The following is a 12874-nucleotide window of genomic DNA, read 5'->3' on the forward strand; positions in this document are numbered from 1 at the left end:
GGCCCGCACCGTAGATCTGCAACCCTGTGCTATCGACAAGGACGTGGACGGCTCCTTTCTCCGGGATGCGATCGCGATCATCTTGCCGCTTGTTCGGCAATCGTCGCTTGCTTGCCGGCGGCTTAGCATCGTGTGATCGGGAACAGCGAGATCCAGGCTCATCAGCTCCAGCACCGATACCAGAAGACCCTCCGTTTGCCGAAGCCCCAAGCCGAATACGAGGCCCAGCGTCAGCGCAGTCTCAATCGCAAGATCGGAGTAGCGCGGCTGGCCGCCACGCGTCGTCCGCTTCGGCGCCTGCCAGGACGACAGTGCCTCCGGCGTCATCCAAAGCGTCAAACTTCCGCGCCGACNCGCCCTCGAGATTGAAGCTCGGCTGCGAGGGAACCCAGCCATAGTCGAGCCCGACATAGGGCCGCAGCTCGCCGAAGGCCTTGACCAGCGTCGCGTTCTGCGCCCACGGCTGCGTGCGCCAGATGAAATCGTTGCGCGAGAAGAAGCCGTCATTGCCGAAGAGCATGGCTTCGCGGGTTCCGCGCACATTCGAATAGCTGCCGATGGAGATCTGTTCGGAGCCGAAGACATTGTCCGGTGAATACTGCCCGGTCATGACCGAGCTGAGTTCGAAGTGACGGCCATCGATCTCGATCGGCTGCGTTACGCTGAGCGTTGCGGTGAATTTGGAGAAGCGCGGATCGGCGTCGCCCGCGCCGATATCGCCGGCACTGACCGCATCAAACAGGTTCAGCCCCTGGTCGTAGGACAGATCGAAGACCCAGACGCCGCCCAGCATGTGGCGCGAATGGGTAATCGAAAGGCTGCCGACCGTGTATCTGCGGCTGCCAACCTCGATCTTGCTGCCGAGCAGGAAGTTGTTCGTTTCCTTGTATGTCAGCCCGCCGCTCACCGTGGTGATGGAATCCTTGTCGCGCAGGATGACGCGATCGACCGAGATGCCTGCCTGCCGTGAATTGCCGGAGGTTTCAAGCGGACCGAAACTGCCCGGCACGCTGCTGTCGTAGTCATAAAGCGAGCCGTTGGCGGACAGGGTCCAATAGCCATAGTGAATGCTGACATTAGCGGAATAGCTGTTGCTCCTGCCGTCGCCGTCGCCGCGCCAGGGATAGTCCGGTCCGGTGCGGCCATAGGAAAAGTCGATCTCGTCATTGTGGCCGAGCAAACCGTCGTAGCCGAGCGACAGCGTGGAGCTGGAATAGCCGGTCTCCTCCTGGCCGAGATTGTTGTTGGCGAAGGATGCGTGCCAAGCGTGTTCGGGAACATTCTGGATGTTAAGAATGGGTGTGCCTTCGTCCTTTCCAGGCAACATCGCCGTCTTCGCCTTGTTCGATTGCAGCCGATTGATCTGATCCAGGCCCTGCTCGATGTCGCGCAGATTGGCGATATGGTCCTTCATGCCGGGAAAGGCCGTCTCCAGCATGGCGGAATCCAGGGCCGGCTTGCCGTTGATGTAGATGTCGGAAAGCTTCCCCTCGACCGCGACGAGTTTCAGCACCTTGCTGCCCGCGATATCCTGTGCCGGCACGAAGATGCGCGAGGTTACGTAGCCCTTGTCTAGATAAAGAGTGGTGATATCCCGCATCAGGATATTGATCTGGGCGACGCCGATGCACTTGTTGCGATAGGCGGAAATGATCCTGTCGGTTGCGGACGTTGGAAGCCGTGTCACGCCGGCGAGCTCGACGTGCGAGATCGCAAAACAGGCGCCTGGGGCAGGCTGCTGTGCCGGTTCGCCACCTCTCGCCGCCGGTTGCTGCTGCGGCGTGATCTTCTTCAGATCGTCGAGCCGCTGCTGGTCGTTCCGTTCGGCCTGGCGACGCGCGAAATCGTCGGCAGGCGACTGCCTTGCGGCGGCTGGATTGCCCGAGGCTGCGGTCAGAAGCAGAAAAATGAGAGCGGAAGTCCGGGGAGGCATGGGGGAAATGGGATCGCGAGCTTACTTCGCGGCCGGTTTGTTCATGGCATCGAGAGCGGGCCACAGTCCCTTCAGGGAAAACTTGATGTTGACCTTTCGGCCGTCCATCAGCTGCAGATGTCCGACGCCGTCCGCACTCTTCTGTAAGGTGGCCAAGGTCTTGGTGGTCATTTCCTGCTGGGCCCAGCAGCCGGTCTGATTGCAGTTCCGATAGGCCAACTGCACCACCTGCTTGTCGCCGGCGTCGATCGAAAGTCCGGCGGGCAGATATACATTGAGCGGAACAAGCGTTGTCAGTAGCGGTCCGGGTGCGGCGGGCTTTACGCCCTTCTGTCCGGTGTCCACGGCCTTGGCGAAGGCCAGAGTCAGAACGTTGACCGTCTGGTCTCCTTGCTTGACCGTGGCGATCTGTGCCACCTCGCAGCTTGACTTCACCGCGCTGTCGGCCGCCTTGCCATCGACGCAGCGATAGTACCAGTCGTCGAATTTGGTGACATTGGCTTGCTGCTGTGAGCCCGCGGCCTGACCGTCTTGCGGAGGCATCATAGGGGCGGCCTGTTTCGGGCTGCTGCCGGTTTGAGCGGCTACAGGCGCCTTTGCGGCATCCTCGGCAAATCCGGCCGGAGCGAATGCCATGCACGACAGCAGCGCCATTGCCGATATGCCCGCTTTCAGGTGGGTGCGCATCATAGGTTCAAGCGTCACGGCTATTCCTCCAATGGCGGGCAAACCCCGATCTGGCCGGAGAACTGGCGCCTGATGGTTGCAATTTGTCGCGCTCGCGGATCCGCGATGCTGCGGAGGTCGCGATTGACCTTCGCTCGGATCGGCGCAGAGACGACATCGATGTCCGGGATGCGAGAATGCGCGTTGTCGGGAGGATCAGTCCGAAGGAAGCGAGCAATTATCCATTATAAAATCGCAAAAACAGCTTTAGTACAATGGGTCAGCTCATCTGACTGCAATTCGAAGCGGAGACTCCCGACTTCGATCGTCGCGTATCCCAATCGCGGGTAATTGTTCATCCTCTTCGATTCGAGACACGCAAAACGTTTAATCCTCGTCGCAGTTTACTAAAATTCGAACCAAGGCCGTTCTCGTTGAAGCCGCATTTGAAATGCTTTCTTGCGAATTTCTAGATCACTGTGCTGCGGGGTTAAAGTTCGGCCGGCGATTTGGTGACCGAGTTGACTGGCCTGACGCGCTGAATGCGAGTTTGCCGGATGTTTGTAAATCGGACGTAAGACCACGATTTCGGCTGTAGAGTTGTGGATTGACGAGGCCGTTAGTTGATCTCGTCTTGATCAACTTTTCGACGCCCATGAACGACACGAACGATTTCTACACTATGGTCGTTGAGCCGATAGAGTGTCAGGTACTGTCCCGCGATCAGATGGCGGATACCCGGCATAATGTCGTCGCGAGCGACACCGGAGTAGGGGTGCTGGGCAAGCTGTTGCCAGCGCGCTTCGATTGCATCGAGAACGCGATCGGCCGCCGTCGGATTTTCTGCGGCGATGTATGTCCAGATTTCGATGAGGTCTTCGTCGGCGCGATTGCTCCGAACAATCGTGATCAACGTCACTCCGAACGACTTGAGGCTTCAAGACGGCGGCGCGCTTCGGCTTTGACGTCCGCCATCGTTTCAAGAGGGCTTGGGCCGCTGTCGATGCCTTCCTGCACCAGAACGCGCAGGTCTTCGACAGTGTAACCCAGCAGATCGCGGCGTTCCTTCCATTCACGCACAGCGTCACGAATAACTTCGCTGGTCGAAGCGTATTCGCCGGCTTCAACAGCATTTCGTACAAAGCCAGCCATTTCGGATGTCAGCGCAATCGTTATTTTCTCGACGGTCGCCATATGAAACCTCCATTGCTCACTATATGGTATGCGATTAGCATACCGATGGCAAGGCTGACGATGCGAGTTGCCACGTTCACAGTCGGGCACTGGCGGTTCGAATCCCTTCACATCAACAGATCTGACCTCGTAGAATGTCGTCTGCAGTTGGAAAGAAATATCGAAGCGAAGCCTGGGTGGTAACTGCTTTGCCCTCATACCCGTCATAAACGCCATTGTGGCATGCACCGCGCAACAGACATTGCTTGCGTCGTCACACTGCCTCTGTGCCATAGGGCGGCGGTCGCCATTGCGCACGGCTTGAACACATCTCAAGCTGTGTCCACGCTATGTCAGCCCCATGTGTCGGTCATCGTCTCGACGAGATGATCTATCAAGGCGCGGACCCTTGTCGCCACCTGTTGCTGCGATGGGTAGACGATCTGAACTGGCAGACTTCCCGCGTCGCGCCCATCGAAGATCTGGATCAAGCTTCCGTCAGATAGCGCCTGGCGCGCATAAAGTGCCGGGGTCTGGGCAATGCCGATTCCGGCTATGGCGGCGTCAATCATGGCCTCGCCATTGGTGAACGTGGCCACAGCGTTGCGGGTGTCCAGTTTGATCTCACGTCGTCCCGAACTATACGCGATAGGGCGCGTGCGACCATTACCGGTCACGAAGGCCAGAAGACGATGATCCTTCAGATCTTCGATTTGAGTAGGCATACCGGTGAATGGACAAATGCGAACGCAAGAATGGGTTTTGGCAAAGTAGGGCGCGCATCGGCAAGGTGTGGGTGCGCATAACACGACGACTGTCGCATCTCTAACTGGCCTATGTGTCGCATCTCTAAAATGCCATTACACACAAAGATCGCATAAGGTGTATTATGGAACCAGGGGGTCATTTTCCAACTGTTGCTTTTTGCTCTGTAATGACCTTTTAGGCAACGATGTGGAAACAGTGTAAAAGGTCATTACGACCGTTGCTTTTTTTCTTGCTGCGTTTGAGTCTGCCGCTTCCGTACGCCAGCGAGAAGTCATGCCCGTCAACCTGAATTCTTCATTCCTTCCCCCATCGATGCGTGGCCTTGCTGCCGTCGGCTCTTATGGAGCGCCACGGTTCTGGGCAACGATCTGGATCGACGTGTGCAAGACCAAGCTGGAGCCGTCTACACGCCGTAACCAACTGTCAGCTGGGAGCTGAAATGGGATGGCTATCGCCTTGCCGTTCATATCGAGCCGCAAGGGATCCGGATCCTCACCCGTGGCGGCCATGACTGGACGCATCGGTTTCCAGCCATAGAGGAGGCTGCCCGAGCACTCGGACCGGCGACGATGATCATCGATGGCGAGGCCGTAGTGCTCGACGAAGAGGGTCGGCCGGATTTCGGGTTGCTGCAGCAATCGCTGGGCGCATCCGGCAAACAAGCTGGCAACCGGGCCTCCGACGCGATCCTCTACGCGTTCGATCTTATCTACCTTGATGGCCACGATTTGCGCGGCGTCGAATACCGTTCGCGACGACACCTTCTCGAGGACACGTTAAACGGCCTAAAGAATGATCAAGTCGGCGCCATCAGGCTATCGGAAACACTCGATGGCGAACCAACTGTCCTGCTTGAGCATGTCTGCCGCCTCGGCCTGGAGGGCATCGTCGGCAAGCGCCTCGATCAGCCATATCGTTCTGGCCGGACCGGGGATTGGGTGAAAGTCAAATGCGTCCACAGCGAGGCCTTCTTCATCGTCGGCTATGAGAGGTCGACGGCATCCCCTGCCGGCTTCGGCTCGTTGGTGCTTGCCGCCTACCGCAATGGCGATCTCGTCGATGTCGGAAGCGTCGGCACCGGATTCAAGGAAGCCGAGGCGATCCGATTGCGGAAGATGCTGGACACGCTGCGGTGGAAGCGAAAGCAGCCGCCCCTGCCCTATTCCGGACGTGCCGACATTGTCTGGGTCGAGCCGACACTGATCGCCGAGATCGAGTTTCGCGCCTGGACGACAGACGGTAAACTCCGCCATCCGTCCTACAAAGGCTTGCGAGAACGCCAGGATAATGCCGAGGTCTTCCGGCTCGACTAGCGAAACCAGCGCCATCCGCTAGATTGGTCACCATTCGAGCTCAGCGGAGTGGATGGCCTGCAATGTGCAATCTTTATCGCATGGAAGACAAGGACTGGGTCGCGAAGTGGGCGCAGGACGCTGAAAGCCTGAACAACCTGATGCCGGCCTACCAGATGAACCCCGATCAGATGGGGCCGATCGTCCGCAACACCGCCGACGGAAAGAAGCAACTGGTCCATGCGCGCTGGGGAATGCCCTCGCCGCGCCCTTGAGAAGGCAGCCAACGCCAAGGCCGAGAAACTTGCGGCCAAGGGCAAGCCATTCGATCTTGAAGAACTGATCCGCATGGAGGCCGACCGCGGCACGACGAACGTGCGCAAGCTCAATTTTCCGCACTGGAAGCGGTGGTTCGGGGTCGAAAACAGATGCCTCGTCCCGGTCACCAGTTTCGCGGAACCGGATCCAGCTAGCCAAGTGGTTGGCGGAAACGTGCCGAATGTCTGGTTCGCTCGCGATGAGCAGAAGTCGCTAATCTTCTTTGCCGGTCTTCATGTGCCGCAATGGCAGGGTGTCCGAAAGGTCAGGGACGGCGTGACCACCGATGATCTCTACGGGTTTTTGACCACGGATCCTAACGACCTAGTGAAGCCGATCCATGAGAAGGCCATGCCGGTCCTGTTGCTGACGAAGGAAGAGACGGACTCTTGGATGCGGGCGCCCTGGGATGAGGCCAAGGATCTGGCCCGTCCACTACCCAACGACGCGCTGATCATCTCGTCCCGTGAACCGTACGGATCGACGATCGTGTCGAAATCCGGCGAGCCTGTCGAACAAGGCAGCCTGCTTTGACGCCTGAACTCAGAGCTTGAATGTATTGAAAACGAAAAAGCCTGCCGCGGGAGGAGGTGCGGCAGGCTTTTTTTAAAGAATTGAACAACGGCTGGGAGGAGGATTGCCGCTGTTCCGTCAGGCTCGCCTTGGGAGGAGGAGCGGGTCGCCTGAAACACGAAGCTCTGCGGGAGGAGGTGCATTGCTTCGTTGTCCAGAAGATATCAGAGGTTGCCTCGACCGCCAGTGCTCAGATCGCAGTGCAGTCATGCATTTGTTGCAATGCAATATTTTCCCTGTGCTCATTTTTCCGCCATTAACGTCGAGACGTGGCTTTCGCTCTACTGGGCACGAAACCGCGAACGAATTCGATCACCCTAGCGCTCGATATAGACGCGGGCGTCGCCGAAGCTTGCCCGCGCCGTGCGCTGCACGCTTTCGAAAGACGCCTTGAGAATATCCGCATCGGCGCAAAGCTGCATGCCGATGCCGCCGCCACCGGCCGTACTTTTCAGCATCACTGGATAGCCGATATCGTCAGCCGCCGAGAGCGCTTCGTCGCTGTTCGACAAAAGACCGGTACCCGGAAGCAGCGGCACGCCGCTCGCCTTGGCAAGTTCGCGCGCCGTGTGTTTCAGCCCGAAGGCTGCGAGATGTTGCGGCCGCGGGCCGATGAAGGCGATGCCTTCGGCAGCGAGGCGCTCGGCGAAGGCGATGTTTTCCGAGAGGAAGCCATAGCCGGGGTGAACCGCTTCGGCGCCAGTCGCCTTGCAGGCGGCAATAACGGCATCGACGATATCGTCGTCCTGAAAAAAGTCAGGCGCGCCATGCGGACCGTAGAGAACGCCAACCTGCCATTCGCGCGTGAGTTCTGCGGGCTCGGTTGCCGGTTTCGGCGATTCTACGGCGTGGCGAGCAAGATGCAACACATGTCCGGTCTTCAAGGTGCCGGTAGCATTGCCGCCGAACTGGCCGAGACCGAAGGTGGCCCGTGAGCCAAGCACGACGGGAGCCGCAAAGCCGCCGGCCACGGCAAGATAGGCGCGCTGACCAGCCCCGTCGATGCTGCCGATCGACAGCGTCTGGCCGGCGCGGATCGTCACCGCTTCATCATGCGGCAGCTTCGTGCCGTCGATGCTCATCGGCATGTTTGCACCGGCAAGAGCGACCACCGTGTCGGTATGGAATTTCAGTATCGGTTCGGAGACCGTCAACTCCAGAGCCGCGATGAGGTCGCCGTTGCCGACGAGACGGTTGGCATGGCGGAAGGAGCGTTCATCCATCGGGCCGCTCGGCGGCACGCCGACATGCCAGAGCCCGAGACGGCCCGGCAGCTCCTGAATGCTGGATTGTGCGCCCGGTGTGATCACTTCGATCACGTCGGGGACGAAAGCGAAGTCCCGCAGCGCCGTCGTCGCAACCTTGCCGTTGGAAAGCAGCTCGGAATCGGCGATCGCACGCAGATAGTCGAGGTTGGTTTCGATCCCCGATATCGATGTCTTCGACAGCGCGGCCTTCAGCTCTTCGATCGCGGCGGGACGGTCGTCGGCGGAGACGATGACCTTGGCAAGCATCGGATCGTAGAAGGGCGTAACTTCCGTCCCGGTCTTGATCCAGCCATCGACACGAACATTCCCTGGAAAGACAACTTCCGTCAGCAGCCCAGCACTCGGCCGGAAATCCGCATGCGGCATCTCGGCATAGACACGGACCTCGATAGCCGCGCCCTTGGGCTGCAACGTATCAGCACCCGAGAGCACCTCTTCACCGGCAGCCTGACGGATCATCCATTCTACAAGGTCGATGCCGAACACGGCTTCGGTGACAGGATGCTCGACCTGCAGGCGCGTATTGACCTCGAGGAAATAGAACTCTTCCCGGACAGGATCATAGATGAACTCGACCGTACCGGCGGATTCGTAGGAGACGGCCGTACCGAGATCGACGGCGGCCTTGTGCAGGCGGGCGCGAGTGGCGGCTGAAAGGCCAGGTGCGGGGGTCTCCTCGACCACCTTCTGGTTCCCGCCAACAAGCGCTGGCGTTCGCGCCGGATCCATGCAGGCATCGGCGATACCGGTCCCTGCGGCCGGATGCTAATTCGCGGCGAGCCGGGCTGGGACATCATCGACGATCTCTATCCGATCGATGGCGAAGTGATCATCGACAAGCCGGGCAAGGGCTCGTTCTGTGCCACGGACCTGGAGCTGATCCTGCATCAGAAGCGCATCGAGAACCTCATCCTGACAGGCATCACCACCGATGTCTGCGTCTCCACCACAATGCGCGAGGCCAACGACCGAGGCTTCGAGTGCTTGCTGCTGGAAGACTGCTGCGGCGCCACCGATCTGGGCAACCACCTTGCCGCTATCAACATGGTGAAGATGCAGGGTGGCGTTTTCTGGTCCGTATCCAATTCGAAGACATTTATCCAAGCCCTTCCCTGAGGCCGTCAAGGCGGGATCGGCCGCCGGCGGAAACCATACTTTGGAGATGACAGGCAATGCCGGAAGCAATACGCGAAGGTCTGACCTTTGATGGCTGGGAGCAGCTGCCATTCGGACCATTCCGAGAGAATGTCACAATCCACTGGATCCGGCCGTTCGAAGATGATCAGCCTGGCGTTGCCCTGCTGAAATACGAAGCCGGTGCCAGCGTGCCGCGTCATCGGCATGAGGGTCTCGAGACCATACTCGTGCTTGATGGCATCCAGTCGGACGAGCTCGGCAATTACGCCAAGGGAAGCTACGTCGTCAACGTGGCCGGAACCGAGCACTCAGTCTGGACCAGAACCGGCTGTGTTGTCCTCATCCAATGGGACCGGCCTGTGACAATCCTCGACGCCCACGACTAGCGTCCAGCGCATTGAACCTGTCGATCGCGGCCTCCGAGTTTCATTGGCGGTTCACGTCGGCAAGGGCACAGCGCGTGCCGACAGCCTGCTTGCCTGCGATCTGGCTTGCGGCGACTGCATAGCCCCCGGCCGCGCCGTCGATGAAGTGAATATGATCGCGAGATAGCGGAGACGGCACGAAGCAGGTCATCAGCGCCGAGGATTGCCTGTGCAGGCCGTAGCGCACCACACCTTCGTCCTGCGCCTGCTTCAGCAACGCTTCGATACGGGCGACACGGGCAGCATCGATATCAACCGTCATCTTCAGCCCGTCATCGAATTTGCGGAAATCCGAATTGCGTGCGACGTCTTTCCTGAAGCGCCGGGCGTCGAACTGCCCGAAGGTGATGCCGAACGTGTTCAGGAAAACGGCGAGGCCGATCTGCAGGAAGATGAAGAGCTTTTCCCGCAGGCGCCGGCCCTTTGGCGCAGCGGCGGCGGCCTCAAGGCTCACGGCCTTCATGGAGAAGGCAAATGTCGGTCCATCTTCCGGCGCCGGATGGCCATTTCGGTTCCGCTCGGCGGCTATGGACACGACAGCCGCAACAAGCGCCTGGAACTCCGCGCCCAGACCGGCGTCTCCCGGTACGGCGATGATCGAGACGATCTCGCCATTCCGGGCTTCCATGGGCCTCCAGCGGCAGGAAAGACCGTTCAGATCCGGACAGGCGCCAGGCGCGGCCTTTTCGACGCCGAAGCGCCCCATCTTCATGGCTTTCTCCGCCCAGCTTGTGCCGCCGCCGGAGAACATCGCGTAGGTGACGAAAGGGCTGGCGGAATAGCGGGCGACACGCACATCGAGGCCCGCGGCGCGGATATCGCCGATCGGCACGACGGCAATGCGAAGGTCGAGGTCCAGCTCCTCCTTGACCCAGACGTGAGTCGCTGCCAGCGCCTCACGCGCAACTTTTTCCAGCGAGCCGGGCAGCGCGATCACCGCGCCGTCGCCGGCGAAAACGAAGGGATAGTCGCCCTTGCCGACGGCGTTCAGCACTGCGGAAATGACGCTGACGCCGGCCATGTTGACGTCCTTGTAGCGCCCGTCGACGATCGCCTGTGTCGAGCCGACGATATCGGCCGTTGCCAGCACCCAGCCTTCGGGAAGCGGCTGGTAATTGCTTTCATCGGTCACGCGTTCGAAATCGGTAAAGACCGGCAGGCCGGCAAAGAATGCGTCACTGGACATCTTGTTCATGCCGGACAGTCTATCACCGACCGATACGGCCGCTGCAACCGCAATTTGCGCTCCGAGTTATCGTCTTGCACAGCAAGCAGCGGCAAGGTGACACGGATGCTTCGACGGGGCATGTGTTGTAGCGCGTCGCCGTCGGTCATCGACGGCGACGCATTGCGATGGATTACTTAGCGGCGGCAGCGGATTCGATAACCGCAGCGACTTCTGCGGCATGGGAAGCCAGCGAAGAGTGGCTGCCAGCAACAGTCGTCACCTTGGCCTTTATACGATCGGCAAAGAAGGTCTGTGCGTGCGGGTCGAGCAGCATGTCCTTCGAGCTGAGGACATACCAGCTTGGCTTGGTGTGCCATGCAGCGACCTCTGCCGGTGCGTCAAAGGCAGTGTGGTTGATCGGCATCTGGTGGGCGGCAAGGTGCTCGCCGATTTCCTTGGGGAGGTCACCCGCTACGGCGCTCGGGAATACCGCCGGATCAATCGTCAGGTAGCCCTTGGCGTCGGGGTGAATGGCCTTGACGCCCTCGGTGGCCGGTCCGCTCTTGGACAGGGCCGTGATGCTTTCGCCCTTGTCAGGTGCGAAGGCCGAAACGTAGACAAGTGCCGATACCTTGGCGTTGTCACCGGCTTCGCCGATGACCACGCCGCCCCAAGAGTGACCGACGAGAACAGCAGGTCCGTCCTGCGCATCGAGCACGGCCTTCGTGGCGGCGACGTCGTCGGCAAGCGAGGTAAGCGGGTTCTTGACCGCCGTGACCGTGTAGCCCTTGGCCGTCAGGATAGTTGCGACACCGTTCCAGCTGGTTTCGTCGACGAAGGCGCCGTGGACTAGAACGATGTTCTTGACTGTACCGGCCGGAAGGGCCGACTGCGCGGAAGCTGGGGCTGCGCCGAAGGCGGCAGCGGACAGCAGAAGGGCGGAACGAAGAATATTTTTCATGACAGGCTCCATTTGAGTTGGTGTCCAAGACGCCATTGTCTTCGGACAATCTGCAATTCTGTTTCTTGGCGAAATTTTGCGCCAAGGCTTTTTGGTCTCGTCTCGCAGGCTACTGATAGTTAGAAGTTTTGTTTGCTGAACACGGCTAGAATCTAACCGGGCGTAGAAAAATCCGCCATATCCGGAACGCCGCAAGGCATGATACATCGTCCGGAATGCTAGCGAGCGATCGGGTTGGATACTTGGATGATCTTCCCCGGGAAGCTGATGGCGGGATTGTCATCGACGGCGGCGACATAGAGGCTGGCGCCGTCGGGACTTATTGCGACATTGGTATGGTGATCGGCCGGCACAGCGAGAACGCTGATCAGCTTTCCGTCAGGCGAGACAATTGCCAGGCCTCCTCCATCGTAGAGAGCGATGAACAGGTTTCCGTGCCCATCGACTTTGAAGGAATCGGGCTTTGCATTCGGGATCGTGTCCCGAAGCCGAATGAAATCGCGCCTTGATCCGAGCGAGCCATCCGGGGCAATCGAAAACGCAACGATCCGGCCCGTCGCGGAGTCTGCGACATAAAACGTGGCTCCGTCGGGAGAGAGCCCCACTCCATTCGCAAAACCGAGATCAGTTTCTACTTCGACGGCAACGCGGTTCGGCTTAAGGAAGAAGACCTTCCCCGGATTTCCGGAATTGCCGGAAGCCGAGAAATAGACATTGCCATCCTTGGCCGCGGCAAGGTCGTTCGGTGCCTCGAAAAATTGCCCGTTTTGATCCTGGTCGACTTCAGTGACCGTCTTGCCGTCGAGTGAGATGACGACAAGCGTGCCGCTGTCGAAACAGGCGACGATCAGTCCACCCGCCGTCTGGACCAAGCCGTTTGCCCCGCACCCTTGTCGATGCCAGATGACCTTCGACCTGCCGTCGACCAGACGCAGGACATTGGAGCGCAGATAGTCGACAAAGTAGATCTGTTTCCCGACGAAAATCGTTCCCTCCGGGAAGCCGATATCTTTCGCAACGGTTGCCTCGATTCCTTCTGCCGCGCTTGCGGCAACAGGATTTCCGGCGCCACAGGCAATCGATAGGAGCAGCGCCGCGAAACATCGCAGATACGCTCTCGATTCCGAGGGGCTTATGAAGAGGAACGCTTTCATGACACACTTTCGAATTGTCGCAGTGAGTGAGCGAGGAT

Annotated in this window: 9 protein-coding genes and 6 pseudogenes; 4 read left to right on the top strand and 11 right to left on the bottom strand. The window is 59.4% G+C overall.

Annotated features, from left to right (window positions below; translation table 11 throughout):
- The 6 genes and pseudogenes from DTW90_RS37890 to DTW90_RS33160 all read right to left on the bottom strand — a co-directional run.
- Nucleotides 1–339 (bottom strand): annotated as a pseudogene (locus DTW90_RS37890) (transposase); the annotation flags it as partial.
- Nucleotides 242–1933, bottom strand: a complete 1692-nt coding sequence (locus tag DTW90_RS33140) for a ShlB/FhaC/HecB family hemolysin secretion/activation protein (protein ID WP_149344019.1) — start codon at nt 1931–1933, stop codon at nt 242–244. The pseudogene DTW90_RS37890 and the gene DTW90_RS33140, both read right to left, overlap by 98 nt.
- A 21-nt stretch (nt 1934–1954) precedes the next feature.
- Nucleotides 1955–2620 (bottom strand): invasion associated locus B family protein, encoded by a 666-nt coding sequence (locus DTW90_RS33145; protein WP_246665148.1) that lies wholly within the window; start codon nt 2618–2620, stop codon nt 1955–1957.
- A gap of 598 nt (nt 2621–3218) precedes the next feature.
- A complete protein-coding gene (locus DTW90_RS33150; RefSeq protein ID WP_348642679.1) occupies nt 3219–3518 on the bottom strand; it encodes a type II toxin-antitoxin system RelE/ParE family toxin in 300 nt (99 codons plus the stop codon).
- Entirely contained in the window at nt 3515–3793 is a 279-nt protein-coding gene (locus tag DTW90_RS33155; RefSeq protein WP_149344021.1) for a type II toxin-antitoxin system ParD family antitoxin, read from the bottom strand. Before DTW90_RS33155 ends, DTW90_RS33150 begins: the two co-directional genes overlap by 4 nt.
- Nucleotides 3794–4125: 332 nt before the next feature.
- Entirely contained in the window at nt 4126–4497 is a 372-nt protein-coding gene (locus tag DTW90_RS33160) for a LysR substrate-binding domain-containing protein (RefSeq protein ID WP_348642680.1), read from the bottom strand.
- A 468-nt stretch (nt 4498–4965) separates the two neighbouring features.
- Between DTW90_RS33160 and ligD the strand changes: the two are divergent.
- Nucleotides 4966–5853: pseudogene (ligD, locus tag DTW90_RS33165) on the top strand (non-homologous end-joining DNA ligase); the annotation flags it as partial.
- Nucleotides 5854–5915: 62 nt separating this feature from the next.
- Nucleotides 5916–6684, top strand: a pseudogene (locus tag DTW90_RS33170) (SOS response-associated peptidase).
- Between the two features lie 362 nt (nt 6685–7046).
- On the opposite strand, the pseudogene DTW90_RS38185 reads toward DTW90_RS33170, so the two are convergent.
- Nucleotides 7047–7457, bottom strand: a pseudogene (locus DTW90_RS38185) (biotin carboxylase N-terminal domain-containing protein); the annotation flags it as partial.
- Nucleotides 7458–8684 (bottom strand): annotated as a pseudogene (locus tag DTW90_RS33180) (urea carboxylase); the annotation flags it as partial.
- Between DTW90_RS33180 and DTW90_RS33185 the strand changes: the two are divergent.
- A pseudogene (locus DTW90_RS33185) lies at nt 8682–9107 on the top strand (isochorismatase family cysteine hydrolase); the annotation flags it as partial. The pseudogenes DTW90_RS33180 and DTW90_RS33185 sit on opposite strands and share 3 nt — an antisense overlap.
- A gap of 56 nt (nt 9108–9163) precedes the next feature.
- Entirely contained in the window at nt 9164–9514 is a 351-nt protein-coding gene (locus DTW90_RS33190; RefSeq protein ID WP_149344025.1) for a cupin domain-containing protein, read from the top strand.
- 40 nt (nt 9515–9554) lie between these two features.
- Here DTW90_RS33190 and DTW90_RS33195 read toward each other — a convergent pair whose 3' ends face one another.
- From DTW90_RS33195 to DTW90_RS33205, 3 genes are all read right to left on the bottom strand, one after another.
- Nucleotides 9555–10748 (bottom strand): DUF3095 domain-containing protein, encoded by a 1194-nt coding sequence (locus tag DTW90_RS33195; protein WP_149344027.1) that lies wholly within the window; start codon nt 10746–10748, stop codon nt 9555–9557.
- Between the two features lie 163 nt (nt 10749–10911).
- Nucleotides 10912–11682, bottom strand: a complete 771-nt coding sequence (locus tag DTW90_RS33200; RefSeq protein WP_149344028.1) for an alpha/beta hydrolase — start codon at nt 11680–11682, stop codon at nt 10912–10914.
- Nucleotides 11683–11900: 218 nt separating this feature from the next.
- Nucleotides 11901–12836, bottom strand: coding sequence for an SMP-30/gluconolactonase/LRE family protein (locus DTW90_RS33205; protein WP_188080138.1), 936 nt, complete (start codon nt 12834–12836; stop codon nt 11901–11903).
- Nucleotides 12837–12874: the final 38 nt, after the last annotated feature.

The organism is Neorhizobium sp. P12A (genome assembly GCF_008365395.1).
In the GTDB taxonomy this organism is placed as follows: domain Bacteria; phylum Pseudomonadota; class Alphaproteobacteria; order Rhizobiales; family Rhizobiaceae; genus Rhizobium.

Coding starts and splice junctions, on each gene's coding strand:
- DTW90_RS33145 (WP_246665148.1), bottom strand. CDS start 2,620: ATGCGCACCCACCTGAAAGCGGGCATATCGGCAATGGCGCTGCTGTCG.
- DTW90_RS33155 (WP_149344021.1), bottom strand. CDS start 3,793: ATGGCGACCGTCGAGAAAATAACGATTGCGCTGACATCCGAAATGGCT.
- DTW90_RS33160 (WP_348642680.1), bottom strand. CDS start 4,497: ATGCCTACTCAAATCGAAGATCTGAAGGATCATCGTCTTCTGGCCTTC.
- DTW90_RS33190 (WP_149344025.1), top strand. CDS start 9,164: ATGCCGGAAGCAATACGCGAAGGTCTGACCTTTGATGGCTGGGAGCAG.
- DTW90_RS33195 (WP_149344027.1), bottom strand. CDS start 10,748: ATGAACAAGATGTCCAGTGACGCATTCTTTGCCGGCCTGCCGGTCTTT.
- DTW90_RS33200 (WP_149344028.1), bottom strand. CDS start 11,682: ATGAAAAATATTCTTCGTTCCGCCCTTCTGCTGTCCGCTGCCGCCTTC.
- DTW90_RS33205 (WP_188080138.1), bottom strand. CDS start 12,836: ATGAAAGCGTTCCTCTTCATAAGCCCCTCGGAATCGAGAGCGTATCTG.